General features: G+C 72.6%; 15 protein-coding genes. 7 read left to right on the top strand and 8 right to left on the bottom strand.

What is annotated here, in order from left to right:
- Window positions 1-36: 36 nt before the first annotated feature.
- Together O1G22_RS36870 and O1G22_RS36865 are read left to right on the top strand one after the other, a co-directional pair.
- The gene (locus O1G22_RS36870; protein WP_270085266.1) at window positions 37-1,527 is read left to right on the top strand and encodes an MFS transporter; all 1,491 of its coding nucleotides are present in this window, start codon (window positions 37-39) and stop codon (window positions 1,525-1,527) included.
- A gap of 74 nt (window positions 1,528-1,601) precedes the next feature.
- A complete protein-coding gene (locus O1G22_RS36865; protein WP_270085265.1) occupies window positions 1,602-1,886 on the top strand; it encodes a DUF6332 family protein in 285 nt (94 codons plus the stop codon).
- On the opposite strand, the gene O1G22_RS36860 is transcribed toward O1G22_RS36865, so the two are convergent.
- The 3 genes from O1G22_RS36860 to O1G22_RS36850 all read right to left on the bottom strand — a co-directional run bounded on the left by O1G22_RS36860 (window position 1,847) and on the right by O1G22_RS36850 (window position 4,579).
- Window positions 1,847-2,512, bottom strand: coding sequence for a response regulator transcription factor (locus tag O1G22_RS36860; RefSeq protein ID WP_270085264.1), 666 nt, complete (start codon window positions 2,510-2,512; stop codon window positions 1,847-1,849). The two genes, O1G22_RS36865 and O1G22_RS36860, sit on opposite strands and share 40 nt — an antisense overlap.
- On the bottom strand, window positions 2,509-3,789 hold the full coding sequence (locus O1G22_RS36855) for a sensor histidine kinase (RefSeq protein ID WP_270085263.1): 1,281 nt from the start codon (window positions 3,787-3,789) through the stop codon (window positions 2,509-2,511). Before O1G22_RS36855 ends, O1G22_RS36860 begins: the two co-directional genes overlap by 4 nt.
- Window positions 3,790-3,892: 103 nt before the next feature.
- Window positions 3,893-4,579, bottom strand: a complete 687-nt coding sequence (locus tag O1G22_RS36850; RefSeq protein WP_270085262.1) for a TetR/AcrR family transcriptional regulator — start codon at window positions 4,577-4,579, stop codon at window positions 3,893-3,895.
- 145 nt (window positions 4,580-4,724) lie between these two features.
- Between O1G22_RS36850 and O1G22_RS36845 the strand changes: the two genes are divergently transcribed.
- A complete protein-coding gene (locus tag O1G22_RS36845; protein WP_270085261.1) occupies window positions 4,725-5,174 on the top strand; it encodes a nitroreductase family deazaflavin-dependent oxidoreductase in 450 nt (149 codons plus the stop codon).
- A 4-nt stretch (window positions 5,175-5,178) separates the two neighbouring features.
- Here the strand turns inward: O1G22_RS36845 and O1G22_RS36840 are convergent, their stop codons facing one another.
- Window positions 5,179-6,423, bottom strand: a complete 1,245-nt coding sequence (locus O1G22_RS36840; protein WP_270085260.1) for a geranylgeranyl reductase family protein — start codon at window positions 6,421-6,423, stop codon at window positions 5,179-5,181.
- Between the two features lie 131 nt (window positions 6,424-6,554).
- Here O1G22_RS36840 and O1G22_RS36835 point away from each other — a divergent pair, with 131 nt between their 5' ends.
- Both O1G22_RS36835 and O1G22_RS36830 read left to right on the top strand, forming a co-directional pair.
- Entirely contained in the window at window positions 6,555-7,910 is a 1,356-nt protein-coding gene (locus O1G22_RS36835) for a dipeptidase (RefSeq protein ID WP_270085259.1), read from the top strand.
- A gap of 72 nt (window positions 7,911-7,982) precedes the next feature.
- A complete protein-coding gene (locus O1G22_RS36830) occupies window positions 7,983-8,687 on the top strand; it encodes an MBL fold metallo-hydrolase (RefSeq protein WP_270085258.1) in 705 nt (234 codons plus the stop codon).
- 193 nt (window positions 8,688-8,880) lie between these two features.
- Here O1G22_RS36830 and O1G22_RS36825 read toward each other — a convergent pair whose 3' ends face one another.
- Both O1G22_RS36825 and O1G22_RS36820 read right to left on the bottom strand, forming a co-directional pair.
- Window positions 8,881-9,924 carry an NUDIX hydrolase gene (locus tag O1G22_RS36825; RefSeq protein ID WP_270085257.1) on the bottom strand — a complete coding sequence of 348 codons (1,044 nt, stop codon included), beginning with the start codon at window positions 9,922-9,924 and terminating at the stop codon, window positions 8,881-8,883.
- 143 nt (window positions 9,925-10,067) lie between these two features.
- Window positions 10,068-10,262 (bottom strand): hypothetical protein, encoded by a 195-nt coding sequence (locus O1G22_RS36820; protein ID WP_225095887.1) that lies wholly within the window; start codon window positions 10,260-10,262, stop codon window positions 10,068-10,070.
- Window positions 10,263-10,516: 254 nt separating this feature from the next.
- On the opposite strand from O1G22_RS36820, the gene O1G22_RS36815 reads away from it, so the two are divergent.
- Both O1G22_RS36815 and O1G22_RS36810 read left to right on the top strand, forming a co-directional pair.
- Window positions 10,517-11,287 carry a maleylpyruvate isomerase family mycothiol-dependent enzyme gene (locus tag O1G22_RS36815; RefSeq protein ID WP_270085256.1) on the top strand — a complete coding sequence of 257 codons (771 nt, stop codon included), beginning with the start codon at window positions 10,517-10,519 and terminating at the stop codon, window positions 11,285-11,287.
- Between the two features lie 214 nt (window positions 11,288-11,501).
- A complete protein-coding gene (locus O1G22_RS36810) occupies window positions 11,502-13,541 on the top strand; it encodes an NPCBM/NEW2 domain-containing protein (RefSeq protein WP_270085255.1) in 2,040 nt (679 codons plus the stop codon).
- An 80-nt stretch (window positions 13,542-13,621) separates the two neighbouring features.
- Here the strand turns inward: O1G22_RS36810 and O1G22_RS36805 are convergent, their stop codons facing one another.
- The gene (locus tag O1G22_RS36805; protein ID WP_270085254.1) at window positions 13,622-14,032 is read right to left on the bottom strand and encodes a hypothetical protein; all 411 of its coding nucleotides are present in this window, start codon (window positions 14,030-14,032) and stop codon (window positions 13,622-13,624) included.
- Between the two features lie 115 nt (window positions 14,033-14,147).
- Window positions 14,148-15,092, bottom strand: coding sequence for an ROK family protein (locus tag O1G22_RS36800; protein ID WP_270085253.1), 945 nt, complete (start codon window positions 15,090-15,092; stop codon window positions 14,148-14,150).
- Window positions 15,093-15,309: the final 217 nt, after the last annotated feature.

The following is a 15,309-nucleotide window of genomic DNA, read 5'->3' as shown; positions in this document are numbered from 1 at the left end:
TTTGCATTCGATGCATGCGCATGTAGTGTCGTCGCCATGACCTCTCCGCTCACCACCTCCGCGGCCCCGTCCCCTACGGTCCGCTGGACTCCCCGGCTGTGGGGCACCCTGCTGGTGCTCTGCGCGGCGATGTTCCTCGACGCGCTGGACGTGTCGATGGTCGGCGTCGCGCTGCCGTCCATCGGCTCCGACCTGCACCTGTCCACGTCGACGCTGCAATGGATCGTCAGCGGCTACATCCTGGGCTACGGAGGCCTGCTCCTCCTCGGGGGACGCACCGCCGACCTGCTCGGCCGGCGCCAGGTGTTCCTCGTCGCCCTCGGCGTCTTCGCGCTCGCCTCGCTGCTCGGCGGGCTCGTGGACTCGGATCCGCTGCTTATCGCCAGCCGCTTCATCAAGGGCCTGAGCGCGGCCTTCACAGCGCCGGCCGGCCTGTCGATCATCACCACGACGTTCCCGGAGGGCCCGCTGCGCAACCGGGCCCTGTCCATCTACACCACCTGCGCCGCCACCGGCTTCTCCATGGGCCTGGTGCTCTCCGGCCTGCTCACCGAGGCCAGCTGGCGCCTCACCATGCTGCTGCCCGCGCCGATCGCCCTGATCGCGCTGGTCGCGGGCCTCAGGCTGCTGCCGCGCAGCGCCCGCGAGGAGAACCACGACGGCTACGACATCCCGGGCGCCGTCCTCGGCACCGCCTCGATGCTGCTGCTGGTCTACACCGTCGTGCAGGCTCCCGAGGCCGGCTGGGCCTCGGCCCGTACGCTGCTGTCGTTCCTCGCCGTCGCGGTGCTGCTGACCGCCTTCGTCCTGGTCGAGCGACGCTCGCCGAGCCCGCTGATCCGGCTGGGTGTGCTGCGCTCGGGCAGCCAGGTGCGCGCCCAGCTCGGCGCGATCGCCTTCTTCGGCAGTTATGTGGGCTTCCAGTTCCTCACCACGCTCTACATGCAGTCCCTGCTCGGCTGGTCGGCGTTGCACACGGCGCTCGCGTTCCTGCCGGCGGGCGCGCTGGTGGCGGTGTCCTCCACGAAGGTCGGCGCGATCGTCGACCGGTTCGGCACCCCGCGGCTGATCGCGCTCGGCTTCGCCTTCATGGCCCTCGGGTACGCGCTGTTCCTGCGCGTCGACCTCGACCCGGTGTACGCGGCCGTCGTCCTGCCGTCGATGCTGCTGATCGGCGCGGCCTGCGCGCTGGTCTTCCCCTCGCTCAACATCCAGGCCACCAACGGGGTCGAGGACCACGAGCAGGGCATGGTCTCCGGTCTGCTCAACACCTCGGTGCAGGTGGGCGGCGCGCTGTTCCTGGCGGTGGTGACGGCCGTGGTCACCGCGGGCGCCCCCGCACACGCCACCCCGCAGGCCGTCCTCGACAGCTACCGCCCCGGTTTCCTCGTCGTGACGGGCATCGCCCTGGCCGGCCTGCTGATCACCCTCACCGGCCTGCGCAGCCGCCGTGACCGGCCGTCGCTCGTCGTCGCCAAGTCCACGGAGCGGGAGGCGGAAGCGGAGCGCGTGGCGGTCCGCGACTAGGGGGAACCGCCTCCAGACGTGCGCCCGGCCGGAGTTGCTTGCTCCGCCGGGCGCACGTCCGTGAGACTGGGTGGATGGACAGGTACGGGGGACGGCGGACCAAAGCCGAGCAGGACGCGGCGACGGTCGAGGTCGGCTACGCGCTGGTCAGCGCCGCGTTCGCGGCGGCGGTGCTGTGCGGGGCCCTGGGCGTGCCCGTCCTGCTCTTCGAGCTGCCGGACCTGCTGTCCACGGCGCTGACATGGCTCGCCATGACACTCGCACCGGCCCTGTTCGTGGCCCGGGTGGTGAGCGTCATGGTGCGTTTCCGGCAGACGGCTCAGCCCAGCCAGCCCGGTCGTACCAGTCCCGACTCGTAGGCCAGTACCACGAGTTGGGCGCGGTCGCGGGCGCCCAGTTTGACCATCGCGCGGCTCACATGGGTCTTGGCCGTCAGAGGGCTGACCACCAGGCGGCGGGCGATCTCGTCGTTGGACAGGCCGATGCCGACCAGGGCCATCACCTCCCGCTCCCGCTCGGTGAGCCGGGCGAGGGCACCGGCCGCGGCGGGTTCCTTGGAGCGGGCCGCGAACTCGGAGATGAGGCGGCGGGTGACACCGGGCGACAGCAGTGCGTCGCCCTCGACCACCGCCCTTACGGCGCGCACGAGTTCGTCCGGTTCGGTGTCCTTCACCAGGAAGCCGGAGGCACCGGAACGGATCGCCTCGAAGACGTACTCGTCCAGTTCGAAGGTGGTGAGCATGACCACCTTCACGTCCCGCAGAGCCGCGTCGCCGGTGATGCGCCGGGTCGCGGCGAGGCCGTCGAGCACGGGCATCCGGATGTCCATCAGGACGACGTCCGGGGCCAGTTCACGCACCAGGCGCACTGCCTCCTCGCCGTCGGCCGCCTCGCCGGCCACCTCGATGTCCGGCTGCGCGTCCAGCAGCGCTCGGAAACCGGCCCGCACGAGGGACTGGTCGTCGGCGAGCAGTACCCGGATCACTGGTCCTCCCTGAGCTGCGACGGCAGTACGGCGAGCACCCGGAAGCCGCCGTCGGGGCGCGGGCCCGCCTCGATGGTGCCACCCAGCGCGGCCGCCCGCTCCCGCATGCCGGCCAGCCCGTTCCCGCTGCCCCCGGCATCCGCGCCGGTCGCGGGTCCGTCGTCGTCGATGCGCAGCCGCAGCGCGTCGCCGTCGTACGTGAACGCCACGCGCGCGTGCCGCGATCCGGAGTGTCGTACGACGTTGGTCAGGGCCTCCTGCACGATCCGGAAGGCGGCCAGGTCGGCCCCCGGCGGCAGGGCCGGCAGCTGCCCCTCGACCTCCACGGTCAGTCCGGCCGCCGCGGCCTGGTCCACCAGCTCCGGCAGCCGGTCGAGGCCCGGCGCGGGGGTGCGCGGGGCGGCGCCGGAGGTGCGCAGGGTGTCGAGCACCTGGCGCACCTCGCCGAGGGCCTCCTTGCTGGCGGCCTTGATGGTGGTGAGCGCGGCCCTCGCCTGCTCGGGGTCGCTGTCGAGCAGCGCGAGCCCCATACCCGCCTGGACGTTGATGACGGAGATGCTGTGCGCGAGGACGTCGTGCAGCTCGCGGGCGATCCGCAGCCGTTCCTCGTCCGCACGGCGCTTGGCCGCCTGGGCCCGGTCCGCACGCTCGCGCGCCCACTGCTCGCGCCGCACCCGGGCGAGTTCGGACACGGCGACGACGGCCAGCACCCAGGTGCCGATGACGACCTCCTGGGCGAGACCCGCGCCCTTGTCCCCCGAGGGCGGCAGCAAGCGGTACAGCCAGAGCGCGACCAGCGCCTGCCCGGCCCACAGCAGGCCCACGGCCGTCCAGGCGGCCCTGCGCTGCCCGGCGACGACGGCGCTGAAGCACCCCACCGCGACCGTCAGATAGACCGGCCCGTACGGATATCCCGCGGCGAGATACCCGAAGGTCACCGCCGCCGTCCCGAACACCACGGCCACCGGATGGCGGCGCCGCCACAGCAGCAGGAGCGAGGCCACGAGCAGCAGCACGCGCGCGTACGGGTCGAGCGGCACCCGGTGCGGCTGGCCGTGCGCGGCGAAGTTGCTGCCGATCAGCACGAACGCGGTGAGCACCACGGTGGAGCGCCAGGGCAGGCGGTGCCCGCGGTACGGCTCGTCGTCGTCCGGACCACCTCGCCACGGGAGCCCGTACCGCGACCACGGAGGCCCGTACGACGGCCACGGAGGTCCATGCCGCCACCACGGGGGCCCGTGCCGCCACCCCGGCGAGGGGCCGTGCTGCTCTTCCATGCCCGCCACGCTAGACGCCGGCGGCGCGGCGAGGCGTCAGCCGGGCGAGGTGATCACTCGTACTCCCAGGGAAGTACGACGCCGGTTCCGCCGGCGTCGCGGGCTACCGGATCCCCACCCCGTGCGCCAGCTGCGTCACCGCATGCCGGAAGAAGGCCTCCCGGTCCTCCACCACGTTGGTGAACTGGCCGAACAGCTCGAAGCCCACCAGCCCGAAGAGCTGGGCCCAGGCCGCCACCATCGCCGCGGCGACCTCGGGGGGCAGGTCGGGAGCGAGGTCGGCGGCCATGCGCTCGGCCTCGGGGCGCAGGGCGGCGGGCAGGGGCAGGTCGGCGAGGCCGGGGCCTTCGTGGGCGTCACGGATGATGCCGATGAGGACCAGGCCGACGCGGGAGGCGGCGCGGACGGTGGTCTGAGGGGCGGAGTAGCCGGGCACAGGCGAGCCGTAGATCAGCGCGTACTCGTGCGGATGCCTGAGCGCCCAGCCGCGCACCGCCTCGCACACAGCCGTCCAGCGGGCCACAGGGGTAGCGCCGTCGGCCGCGTCGCGCGCCTGCTCCGCGGCCTCGCCGAGAGAGTCGTAGGCATCGATGATCAGAGCGGTCAGCAGCTCGTCACGGCTGGGGAAGTAGCGGTACAGGGCCGACGAGACCATGCCCAGTTCGCGGGCGACGGCCCGCAGCGAGAGCTTCGCCGCGCCCTCCTCCGCCAGTTGTCTGCGGGCCGCTTCCTTGATCGCGGCGGTGATTTCGATCCTGGCCCGTGCACGGGCGCCCTGTGGGGTGCTCATGCCGAAAGTCTCCCACGAAGGAGAGCGGTGCACACAAAATAGATCGGTGCACACAAAAGAGAGCAGCGCTCTTGCATTCTTGTGCCGACCTGCCCCACACTGAAGACAAGCGAGAGCACCGCTCTCCCAAACAGTGGGGGTCACCATGTCGGCACATGTCAAGAAGCCCGGTTGGTTCACCGTCAACGTCTTCAACCGGGCGGTGGCCTGGCTCACCCGGCGCGGCCTCAGCGTCTGGGGTTCCCGGGTCCTCGCGGTGCGCGGCCGCAAGAGCGGGGAGTGGCGCACCACCCCGGTGAACCTGCTGACGGTGGACGGGCAGCAGTACCTGCTCGCCCCGCGCGGCCATGTCCAGTGGACCCGCAACATGCGGGCGGCCGGCGGTGGCGAGCTGCGGCTCGGCAAGAACGTGGACGTCTTCACCGCCACCGAGGTCGCCGACGACGACAAGGTCCCGCTGCTGCGCGCCTACCTCAAGCGCTGGAAGGCGGAGGTCGGCGTCTTCTTCAACGGCGTCGGCCCCGACTCCCCGGACGAGGACCTGCGCCGGATCGCCCCCGACCACCCCGTCTTCCGCATCACGGTCACGAACTGAACCGTCACGAACCGACGGGCTCCTCCGCCGGAGCCTCGGTCTGCCCCCGCTCCAGCGCGGTCAGGGCACGCTGGGCGAGCGGGTGGGAGCGGACCATCTCGCCGAGCGAGCTCTTGCCCTGGGTGATCTCCCGGAACGCCCGCCAGGCGGGGCGGAAGCCGGTGAGGGCCGCGTGGAAGAGGCCGGGACGCTTCTCGAACACGGTCAGCAGCCGCTTGCCGACGCTCATCTCGACGCCCAGCCCGGCCTTGACCGCAAACGCGTAGTTCAGGGCCTGGCGGCGGGTGTCCACCGCGTCGTGCGCTTCGGCGATGCGCACCGCCCACTCCCCCGCGAGCCGGCCCGAGCGCAGCGCGAAGGAGATGCCCTCGCGGGTCCACGGCTCCAGCAGACCGGCCGCGTCACCGCAGACCAGCACCCGGCCCCGGGACAGCGGCGAGTCGTCGGCACGGCAGCGGGTCAGGTGCCCGGAGGAGACGGCGGGCTCGAAGCCGGACAGACCGAGCCGAGCGATGAAGTCCTCCAAGTACCGCTTTGTGGCGGCGCCTTCGCCGCGCGCGGAGATCACGCCGACCGTCAGGGTGTCGCCCTTGGGGAACACCCAGCCGTAACTGCCCGGCATCGGGCCCCAGTCGATGAGGACGCGGCCCCTCCAGTCCTCGGCGACCGGCACCGGGACCGGGATCTCCGCCTCCAGACCGAGGTCCACCTGGTCCAGCTTCACCCCGACATGGGCCCCTATGCGACTCGCGCTGCCGTCGGCGCCGACGACCGCGCGGGCCAGCACCGTCTCGCCGCCCTGCAGGACGACGGCGACGGTGCGCCGGTCAGGAACCGCGGCGCCGTGCTGCTCCACGCGCTGCACCGTGACGCCCGTACGCAGCTCGGCGCCCGCCTTCTGGGCGTGCTCGACCAGCTGCTGGTCGAACTCGGCGCGGTTGACCAGCCCGAACAGCATCTGCTTGGCACGGCGGGTGCGGGTGAAGCGGCCGCCCAGGGAGAAGGTGACCGCGTGCACGCGGTCCTGGAAGGGCACCTCGAAGCCCGGGGGCAGCGCGTCGCGCGAGGGGCCGATGATGCCGCCGCCGCAGGTTTTGTAGCGCGGCAACTCGGCCTTCTCCAGCAACAGCACGCGCCGTCCCGCGACCGCGGCCGCGTAGGCGGCCGAGGCCCCCGCGGGTCCCGCGCCCACCACGACGACGTCCCACACCCGCTGAACGCCGTCCGCCGAAGAGTTCTCGCCGCTCACGATGGTCTACCGCTCCGATCCAGCCGCTGCCGAAGTGTCCCTCGCATCCTACGGCGGACGTCGTCGCAGGCCACTGTGGGAGTATCGGGGGACTCACCCTGTTGAACGTCGCACCCACGAGGAGCGTGCCCATGTCGTCGAATCCGGTCGCCGAGACCGTCGCCTCGCTGATGCCCCGGGCGAAGGAGGAGCTGACCGAGCTGGTCGCCTTCGCGTCGGTGGCGGACTTCGCGCAGTTCCCGAAGAGCGAGAGCGAGGCCGCCGCGCGCTGGATCACCGACGCCCTCACCGCCGAGGGTTTCGTCGATGTGGCCCTACTGGACACCCCCGACGGCACACAGTCCGTCTACGGCTACCTGCCGGGCCCCGAGGGCGCCAAAACGGTTCTCCTCTACGCGCACTACGACGTGCAGCCGCCGCTGGACGAGGCCGGCTGGACCACCCCGCCGTTCGAGCTGACCGAGCGCGACGGCCGCTGGTACGGCCGCGGAAGCGCCGACTGCAAGGGCGGCTTCATCATGCACCTGCTCGCGCTGCGCGCCCTGAAGGCGAACGGCGGCGTGCCGGTGAACGTGAAGATGATCGTCGAGGGCTCGGAGGAGCAGGGCACCGGCGGCCTGGAGCGGTACGCCGAGCAGCACCCCGACCTGCTGCAGGCCGACACCGTCGTGATCGGCGACGCGGGCAACTTCCGCGTCGGCCTGCCGACCGTGACCACCATCCTGCGCGGCATGACCATGATCCGGGTGCAGATCGACACCCTGGAGGGCAATCTGCACTCCGGCCAGTTCGGCGGTGCCGCCCCGGACGCCCTCGCCGCGCTGATCCGGGTCCTGGACTCGCTGCGCGCCGCCGACGGCTCGACCACGGTCGACGGTCTCGACGCCTCGGCGACGTGGGACGGCCTGGAGTACAGCGAGGAGCAGTTCCGCGCCGACGCCCGGGTGCTCGACGGCGTACGGCTGACCGGCGGCGGTTCCGTCGCCGACCGGCTGTGGGCCCGCCCGGCGGTCACCGTCCTCGGCATCGACTGCCCGCCGGTGGTCGGCGCGACCCCGTCGGTGCAGTCCACCGCCCGGGCCCTGATCAGCCTGCGGGTGCCGCCGGGCGTGGACGCCGCCGAGGCGACCAAGCTGCTCCAGGCGCACGTCGAGGCGCACACCCCGTGGGGCGCCCGGGTCACCACCGAGCAGGTCGGGCAGGGCCAGGCGTTCCGCGCCGACACCTCCAGCCCCGCCTACCAGGCGATGGCCGACGCGATGGCCGTGGCCTACCCCGGCGAGACGATGCAGTACGCCGGGCAGGGCGGCTCGATCCCGCTGTGCAACACCCTCGCCGGGCTGTACCCGCGGGCGGAGATCCTGCTGATCGGGCTGAGCGAACCGGAGGCGCAGATCCACGCGGTCAACGAGAGCGTCTCGCCCGAGGAGCTGGAGCGACTGTCGGTCGCCGAGGCGCTGTTCCTGCGCAACTACGCGGCGAGCTGACACCTTCCGCTCTCTTCTGCCCCTGGCAGAGCGCCCTCGCCTCCCGGCGGGGGCGCTGCCTACCGTCGGCCCATGGACGTCATCGCACTGCTGCCCCGGCTGCACCTGCTGCGCTTCCCTGTCGGCCAGGCCTATCTCTGGCGCGACGACGACGAGTTGACACTGATCGACGCGGGCGCGCTCGGGGCCGGCCGGGCGATCGCCGACGCGGTCGGGTCACTGGGCCGGGCGCCCGGGGACGTACGACGGATCGTGCTGACCCATTTCCACGAGGATCACGCGGGCGGGGCGGGCGAGTTCGCGGCGCTGAGCGGTGCCGAGGTGCTGGCGCACCACTTGGACGCCCCGTTCGTGCGCGGTGAACTCCCGGGCCCGCCGCCCCGGTTCGAGGACTGGGAGCTGCCGCTGCACGCGGCGGCGGCCGAGCGGCTGCCCCAGGGGACACCGGTGCCGCCGGCCGCGGTCACCGGCGTGTCGGACGGTCAGATCCTCGACTTCGGGGGCGGGGCGCGGGTGATCCACGTCCCGGGGCACACGGACGGCAGCATCGCGCTGTTCCTCCCCGCCGAGGGCGTGCTCTTCACCGGCGACACGATCGCGGCCGCACCCTCCGACGGAACTCCGATCCCAGGGGTGTTCAACCTCAACCGCCCCCAACTCCTCGACTCCGTACGGCGATTGGCGGAGCTGGACCCGGAGATGGCCTGCTTCGGCCACGGCGCCCCGGTACGGAAGCACGCCGCGGCGGCACTGCGCGGGCTGGCAGCCGCCTGCTGACCACGAGGCCGGCCGAGTCCGCCGCCCGTCCGGGACGACACGAAGGCACGTGCCGGACGGGCGCACGTGGACGACGCGAAGGCACGTGCCGGACGGACGGCACGTGGACGACGGTGAGCCAGGGGCCCGGCCGACCCGCGCACCGAGGACCCGCCACATGAACCGGCGGTGAGCCAGGCGCCCGGGCGGGCGGTCAGCCGGTCGGTACCCCGCCCTCCAGATACAGCACCGTCCCCCGTTCCCGGGCCCGCAGGGCCCAGCACAGGCGTTCGTAGCGCACCGGTGGGAGCATGCCGGCGGCCTCCTGCTCGCTCGCGAAGCGCCAGGCGCGCAGTTCCGGGCCCGGCAGCAGCACCCGGGAGGCCTCGCCGGGCTGCAGCCGGCCGCCGTCGAACAGCAGCCGCAGCCCGCCGAAGCCGGGCGGCGCGGGCCGCTCCCAGTCCACGACCAGCAGCCGGGGCACCTCCCGCAGCTCTATCCCGGTCTCCTCGGCGACTTCACGCATCCCGGCGCGGGCCGGTGCCTCGCCGCGCTCCACCACACCGCCGGGGAATTCCCAGCCGGGCTTGTACGTGGGGTCCACGAGCAGCACCCGGTCGTGCTCGTCGAAGAGCAGCACCCCGGCGGCCAGCGTCTCGGCGGTCGGCTCCGGGGTCTGCACGATGTCACAGGACGGTACGGCACCGCTCGCGACGGCGTCGGCGATGCGGACGGCGGTCTCGTACGGGGTCAGGGCGCTGGTGTCCACGAGATGGGCGTCGGCGGTGAGCCAGGAGGCGAGGGCGGCGTGGTAGGGCTCGATGTGGTCGTACGCCCACTGGCCTTGGCGTATCTCGCCCTCGGCCGGCTCCGGTGGGATCTCCCGCTCGGCCATCCGCTCTCGCAGGATCGTTTCAGCCGGAGCGAGCAGCAGATGGTGGACGGCGATCCTGCGGGCGGCGAGGCCGCCGAAGATCTCGTCGCGGTACTCCTGGCGGAGCAGGGTCATGGGGACCACGAGGGTTCCGCCCAGCTCGGCGAGCATCGCGGCCGCCGCGTCGACGACCAGCCGGCGCCAGATCGGCAGGTCCTGGAAGTCACCTACCTCGGCGAGGCGCTTGGGCGGCAGCAGGTGCGTGAGCGACCCACCGATGACCTCGGGGTCGAAGAGCGTGCTGTTCGGGATCAGTTCGATCAGTTCCCGTGCGGTCGTGGTCTTCCCCGCACCGAACGCGCCGTTGATCCAGACGACGGTCACGGACTCCCCCTCTTCTGTTGGCCCCCTGTGGCTTGCCCGCTCCACCCTGCCACGGAAACCCCGCCCCGGTGAGGGTGCCCGTACGCGAGTGCCGGTGCCCCCCACGACGGGGACACCGGCACTCGCGCGCCGAGCCGCCGGGGCTACTCCTGCCCGAGGACGTGATCGCCGACCGGGGACAGGCTGTCCTGGCTGACGAGGTCACCGGCCGAGTGCACGGTGTCCTGGACGCCGAGGTCTCCGAGGGGGCCTTCGTCCGCCGCGTGGGACGGGGTGACGGCGGCCACGACAAATCCGGTGGCCAGGGTGGCGAGGGCGAGAATGCTGCGCTTCTTCATGCGCTGATCAACTACGGAGGCGGCCCTCGGGTCACGCGGACCACCGCAGATCCGTCCTTCGGCTCGATCGCCGTCCGGCCCGCGGGTGAGCGGATTTCCCGTGGCCCGGACGATCACGCGACCGGTATCGTCCGGGCCGCAGTGCCCTCGCCGACCAGGAAGGCGGCCGCCATGACCGGACCCCGCCCCCGTACCGCCCTCCGGCGCCCCGCGGGCCCCGACCACTCGCCGCGCGGCCTCGTGCGGGAGTGCCGGTGAGCGCGCTCACGGTCCTCGGCGCCCTGGACGATCGCGTCGCGGACGTCGTGCTCTCCGGCGACCGGCTCGTGCGCTCCGCCGCCGCCCTGTCCGACGCCGGGCTGCGCGCCCCCTCGGGGCTGCCCGGGTGGACGCGCGGCCATGTGCTCGCCCATGTCGCCCACTCCGCCGACGCCTATGTGTGGCTGTTGCGGCTCGCGCGCACGGGCCGTGAGCCGGGTCCGCGCGCGGACGCGGCGGCCCTGGCCGCGGCGCTGAAGCGGGACGCGGCGCTGTCCGCCGACCGGCTCACGGCCCTGCTGCGGGAGAGCCTCGACCGGTTCACGGCGCAGGCGCGCGCGATGCCCGCTCCTGCCTGGGACCGGCCCGTCGCGGCGCTGGCCGGCTGGCGGCACCCGGCCTGGTACCTCCTGCTGCGCTGCCTGCGGGAGCTGGAGACGCATCACGTCGACCTGGGTGTCGGTCACGGCACCGAGCAGTGGCCGGACGCGTACGTCTCCTGGGCGCTCGACGACACCCTCGGCACGCTGCGGACCCAGGGCTTTCCGCTCGCCTCGGTGGAGGCCGCCGACCTCGGCCGGAGCTGGGCCGTGGCGGCGGACGGCCCGTCGGTCACCGGGGCCGGACACCAGGTGCTCGGCTGGCTCACCGGACGGCTTCCGGCCGGCGTACTGACGACCCGCCACCCGGCCCGCCTCCTGCCGCATCCGCCCGCCTGGCCCCAGCCACCGCTGCCGGGATGGGGCCGCGTCGACGACGAGACGTGAGCCCGGGAAGCCAACACATCCGAACACGCGGCGCGCGCACGAGGTGAATCTGCCCAGCTTTCAAGGCTTCTGACGGGATATCGAACGGTCGGGCGCGCCTCTTCCAACACAGTCCGACAGGTCCTACCGTAAACGCGCACAGCTGACACACACATGACGCCCAGGGGGCGCTCATGTCGTCAGCCACGTCTCGCGAGTCGGAGGAACGTCAACGATGCGTCACCCTCACACCCGCACGACCCGCACCACCCGCCTGAGACTGGCCGGAGCACTCACCGCCGGCCTGCTGTGCACAGCGGGCCTCGCCGCCCCGGCCGTCGCGGCCCCCACGCGGGCCCCCGCCGCGTCCGCCGCCCCCGCCCTGGCCGACGGCCTCGCCCTGACCCCGCCGATGGGCTTCAACAACTGGAACTCCACCCACTGCCGGGCCGACTTCGACGAAGCCATGGTCAAGGGGATCGCGGACCTCTTCGTGGCCAAGGGCCTGAAGGACGCGGGCTACCGGTACGTCAACCTGGACGACTGCTGGGCCCTGCCGAACCGCGACGCCGACGGCAAGCTGGTGCCCGACCCGGCCCGCTTCCCGAACGGCATCAAGGCCGTCGCCGACTACGTCCACGCCAAGGGGCTGAAGCTCGGCATCTACACCAGCGCCGGCACCAAGACCTGCAACAGCGCGGGCTTCCCGGGCGCGCTCGGTCACGAGTACAGCGACGCACGGCAGTTCGCCGACTGGGGCGTGGACTACCTGAAGTACGACAACTGCAACAACCAGGGCGTCGACGCCAAGAAGCGCTACACGACCATGCGTGACGCGCTCAGGGCGACCGGCCGGCCCATCGTCTACAGCATCTGCGAATGGGGCGAGAACAAGCCCTGGGAGTGGGCGGCGAACGTCGGTCACCTCTGGCGGACCACCGGCGACATCAGCGACGACTGGGGTTCGATGGTGTCGATCCTCAAGCAGAACCTGCCGCTCGCGCCCTACGCCGGCCCCGGCCACTGGAACGACCCCGACATGCTGGAGGTCGGCAACGGCGGCATGACGGACACCGAGTACCGCTCGCACTTCTCGCTCTGGTCGGTCATGGCCGCGCCGCTGCTCATCGGCACCGATCTGCGCAAGGCCTCCCAGGCGACCTTCGACATCCTGGACAACAAGGAGGTCGTCGCCGTCGACCAGGACCCGCTCGGCAAGCAGGGCACGGTCGTCTCCTCCGCGGGCGGACGCTGGGTGATCGCCAAGGAGATGAAGGACGGCAGCCGCGCGGTGGCCCTGTTCAACGAGTCGGGCACGGCCCAGCGGATCGCCACCAGCGCGAGCGCCGTCGGCCTGCCCGGCGCGCCCGCGTACACCCTGCGGGACCTGTGGCAGCACCGCAGCTACAACACCGCCGGCACCCTCGCGGCGACCGTCCCGGCGCACGGCACGGTCCTGTTGCGGGTCACGGCCGACCCCGCATGGGCCACGCACCCGCCCGCCGTCGAACTCGGCCTGCACGGCAGCCCGTTGGTGGAGGCGGGCACGCCGGCCGCGCTGACCACCACGGTCACCGACCTGGGCCGCACCTCGACCCGGCAGGTGTCCGTGTCCCTGACCGGCCCCGCCGGCTGGACCGTCCGGCCCACCTCGGCGACCACCACCGCCGCGCTCGCCACGGGCCGCTCGCTGCGCACCGGTTGGACGGTGACCGCCCCGACCGGCACCCCGACCGGCGCGTACGCCGTCTCCCTCAAGGCGAGTTACGGCTCACCGTCCGGCCGGCACGTCACCGCCGTCCTCCCGCTGACCGCCACCGTGGTGGTGCCACCGCCCGCCGGGGCGTCGTACCTCAGCGACCTGCCCTGGCTGTCGACCACCAACGGCTGGGGGCCGGTGGAGCGTGACACCAGCAACGGCGAGAACGCTGCGGGCGACGGGCATCCGATCACCGTCGGCGGGGCCGTGTACGCCAAGGGGCTCGGCGTCCATGCCGAAAGTGCCGTCGAGTTCTACACCGGCGGCAGGTGCTCGACGGTCACCGCCCGGGTGGGCCTCGACGACGAGACGGGCACCCGGGGAACCGTCGCCTTCGAGATCCTGGCGGACGGCAGGAAGGCCGCGTCGACCGGTGTGCTCACCCACGCGACACCCGCCCAGGCCATGTCAGCCGACGTGACCGGGGCCCAGGTCGTCCGCCTCGTCGTCACCGACGGCGGCGACGGCATCGACTACGACCACGCGGACTGGGCGGACGCGAAGCTCACGTGCTGAGCGACGGGCCCTGACCGAGGTCACCGCGTGATCGTCGGGTGTTCACCACCCTCGACCATCACGCGGTGACTGTCATCGGCCTACCACCACGCGGTGCAGCGCGCGTAGTTGTCGCCGTTCGCCTGCACGCAGACGCGGGCCAGCGCGGGGTCGTTGTCCGGGATGTAGGTGGACTCCTGGGTGTTCCACGGGTCGACCCAGACCCGGTTCTGCAGCCCGTAGAAGTGGTTGGTGTCGCCGTCCGGGGCCCAGTCGATCCAGCCCGAACAGGTGGTGCTGCCACCGCTGTTGTTCACGTAGTTGCGGACCTGCCAGCCCCCGCCGCCGGACACGTACTGGGTCATCAGGCTGCCCGAGCAGCCGTTGCTCCAGACCGTATACTGCGTGGTCTCGGCGGAGGCGACCCCGCCGCCGCCCAGCACCAGCGTGGCGACTCCGGCCAGCGTGCCGGCCCCGACGGCGGCCCGGCGCACGATGCTGCGTGCGTTCATGTTCCGTTCCCTCCCTCATGTGCAGCGTCCGCCGCACGTAAGGGATCTTCCTGGACGGCTCCAACAGACGGCCAACGGAGCGCCAACCGCCGAATGGATCGCCAACTTCCGTTTTTCACACGGAAGTTGAGGCGGCGACGCGCAAGGCCGCCGCTGCCGCCCCCACCAGCCCCGCGTCCGTACCCATCTGCGCGGGCACGACCGTCAGCCGCTGGACGAAGGACAGCGTCGCGTAGTCGGTGAGGGCCTTGCGCAGGGGGGTGAAGAGGATGTCGCCCGCCTTGCCGACGCCGCCGCCGATGACCGCGATGTCGATCTCGACCAGGGTCGCGGTGGCCGCGATGCCGGCGGCCAGTGCCTGGGCCGCCCGTTCGAAAGAGGCCACGGCGACCGGGTCGCCCTCGCGGGCGGCGGCGGCCACCGCGGCGGCCGAGGTGTCACCGTCGGGACCCGGCCGCCAGCCCTGTTCCAGGGCACGGCGGGCGATGTTGGGGCCGCTCGCGATCCGCTCCACGCAGCCGCGCGAGCCGCACGGGCACGGGTCGCCGTCGAGGTCGACGCTGATGTGGCCGATGTGCCCGGCGTTGCCCGTCGGGCCGGGGTGCAGTTGCCCGTTCAGGACCAGGCCGCCGCCGACGCCCGTCGAGACCACCATGCACAGCGCGTTGTCGTGGCCGCGCGCGGCGCCCTGCCAGTGCTCGGCCGCGGTGATCGCGACGCCGTCGCCGATCAGCTCGACCGGGAGGCCACCGGTGACCGCGCGAACCCGGTCGACCAGCGGGAAGTCGCGCCAGCCCGGCACGTTCACCGGGCTGACCGTGCCCGCCGAGGCGTCCACCGGGCCGGCGCTGCCGATACCCAGGGCGCCGGCGCGGTCCCACAGCGGCGAGCCGGTGAGGTCGGCGAGCACCTCCTCGACGGCCCGCATGACCGTTTCGCCGTCCTGCTGGGCGGGCGTACCGCGCTGGGCGCGCGCCAGGATACGGCCGTCGCCGTCCACCAGGGCGCCGGCGATCTTGGTGCCACCGATGTCCAGAGCCGCCACGAAGTCGGTGTGCATGAGAGTCAGATCTCCCCGTCGAAGCTTGAGAACCAAAGACCAAAGACGAAGCAGGCCGGTCAAGCGGTGGGGACGCAGGCCGACAGACAGCGGTGGACAGTCTCTCGCGCATCTGACAACGTTGTCCAGGCTCTATGCTCGACGCCACATCCTCATACGAACGCCGGATCGGCGCACCCCCTCGGTACGCACGGAGGGGCGCTCCGACCCCGCGGAC

It is taken from the genome of Streptomyces camelliae (genome assembly GCF_027625935.1).
GTDB lineage: Bacteria > Actinomycetota > Actinomycetes > Streptomycetales > Streptomycetaceae > Streptomyces > Streptomyces camelliae.
The sequence above is the reverse complement of the archived record's forward strand: the minus strand, read 5'-3'. Positions and strand labels throughout refer to the sequence as shown.